This window comes from Ramlibacter lithotrophicus, from assembly GCF_012184415.1.
Taxonomy (GTDB): Bacteria; Pseudomonadota; Gammaproteobacteria; order Burkholderiales; family Burkholderiaceae_C; genus Ramlibacter; species Ramlibacter lithotrophicus.
The window spans coordinates 1-1,804 of record NZ_VTOX01000020.1 but is presented as its reverse complement, the minus strand read 5'-3'; the positions used below and the strand labels follow the sequence as shown (position 1 = coordinate 1,804).

Annotated in this window: 1 protein-coding gene; it reads left to right on the top strand. The window is 66.3% G+C overall.

Annotation, left to right across the window (positions count from 1 at the left end; genetic code table 11):
• Nucleotides 1-98 precede the first annotated feature (98 nt).
• Nucleotides 99-1,625, top strand: coding sequence for a transposase (locus tag RAMLITH_RS25420; RefSeq protein WP_168110272.1), 1,527 nt, complete (start codon nucleotides 99-101; stop codon nucleotides 1,623-1,625).
• The last annotated feature ends 179 nt before the right edge of the window (nucleotides 1,626-1,804 follow it).

The window sequence follows — 1,804 nt, the reverse complement described above, 5'->3', positions numbered from 1 at the left end:
CGTTGAGGCTGTGCAAAAACTCCCGCGGAGGTTCGCCGGCCGGTCAGCGTTTCTGACTAGTTAAACGTTGACCAGGCATCGCCGCCCCTGCCGATGCCATGCCCCGCTACAAACCTGTAGACCGCAGTCCGCGATTCCTGCCGGTGGTTCTGTCGGAGCAGATCCAGCCCGGCACGTTCGAATTCGCGCTCGATCACCTGGTCGACCACGAGCTGGACCTGACGGCGCTGGATGCGCGCTTCCACAACGACGAGACCGGCGCCAGTGCCTACGACCCGCGGGTGATGCTCAAGATCGTGCTGCTGGCGTACAGCCGCGGACTGGTGTCCAGCCGCTCGATCGAGCGTGGCTGCGCGCAGAACGTGCTGTTCATGGCCATCAGCGGGGACTCGCAACCGAGCTACACCCACATCGCCAAGTTCGTCCGCGAACTGGGCGAGCAGATCAAGCCGCTGTTTGCGCAGGTGCTCATGACCTGTGACCGCCTGGGCCTGATCGGCGCCGAGATGTTCGCCATCGACGGTGTGAAGCTGCCGGCCAACGCGAGCAAGGAGCGAAGCGGCACGCACGCCGAGCTGAGGCACCGGGCGGCTCGCCTGGACAAAGCGGCGGGCAGGATCATCGAGTTGCACCGCAGCTGTGACAGCGGCACCGGCGAGCTGGACCTGGAGGCGCAGCGGCGCGCGCGGGTGCAGGCGCTTCAGCGCGAAGCCCGGGTCACGCGCGAGTTCGTGGCTGCCACGTCGCCGAAGCGCAATCGCAAGGGCGGCGAGCTCAAGGCCAACGTCACCGACAACGACAGCGCCAAGATGGCCACCGGAAAAGGAGTGATCCAGGGCTACGCCGCCCAGGCGGCCGTGGACAGTGCCAACCAGGTGATCGTGGCGGCCGACGTGAGCGGATCGGGTTCGGAACAAAGCATGCTGCTGCCCATGATTGAGCAGGCGAGCTCCGTGCGCCGGGATCACACGCTGATCACCGCCGATTCGGGCTATCACAGCAATGAGAACGTGGCGGCCCTGTGCGAGCGCGGCATCCCGGCGCTCATCGCCGACCACCAGATGCGCCAGCGCGACGAGCGATTCGCGCGCCAGGAAAGACATCGGGCCAAACCCGACGTGCTGTACGACAAGCGCCCGACGGGCCAGGAGCAGCCGGTGCGCCTTTACCGGCCGCGCGACTTCATTCACGACCCGCGCACGAACAGCTGCATCTGCCCGGCCGGCCAGAGGCTGTACAGCAGCGGCAGCAACTGCACCATCAACGGCCGAACCTGCCATAAGTTCACCGGCACGGTCGCCGCGTGCGTGCCGTGCACGGACCGGGAGCGTTGCCTGCGCCATCCCGAACGCACGCGGGTGCGGCAGGTGGCGATGTTTCACCGCGGGCAGGCCGGTGCGCACGCCCCCACCGAGCTGATGAAGCGCGCGATCGACTCGGCGCGCGGCCGCACGCTGTATGGCCGTCGCATAGCGACCGTGGAACCCGTGTTCGCGAACCTGCGGCACAACAAGCGGTTGAACCGATTCACGCTGCGCGGGCGAACCAAGGTCAGCACCCAATGGCACCTGTATTGCCTGGTGCACAACATCGAGAAGATCGCGCACTGCCGCCGGAGGTCATGAGAGGCGCCGGCGGGGCGCGATACGGGTGAATAGGGCTTTGCGAACGGCATTGAGGCTGCCAGAATCGGCTGGAGATCAAATCGGCGCCCCGAGCGAGCATGACCGCGATGCAATTCCTGTTCGATCCAATCGCCCACTTCGCTGCGGCCGCGAAGGCGGTTTTTGCACAGCCTCGTTAG

Bases quoted from the DNA above. Each gene is read 5' to 3' on its own strand.
- RAMLITH_RS25420 (WP_168110272.1), top strand. From the start codon at position 99: ATGCCCCGCTACAAACCTGTAGACCGCAGTCCGCGATTCCTGCCGGTG.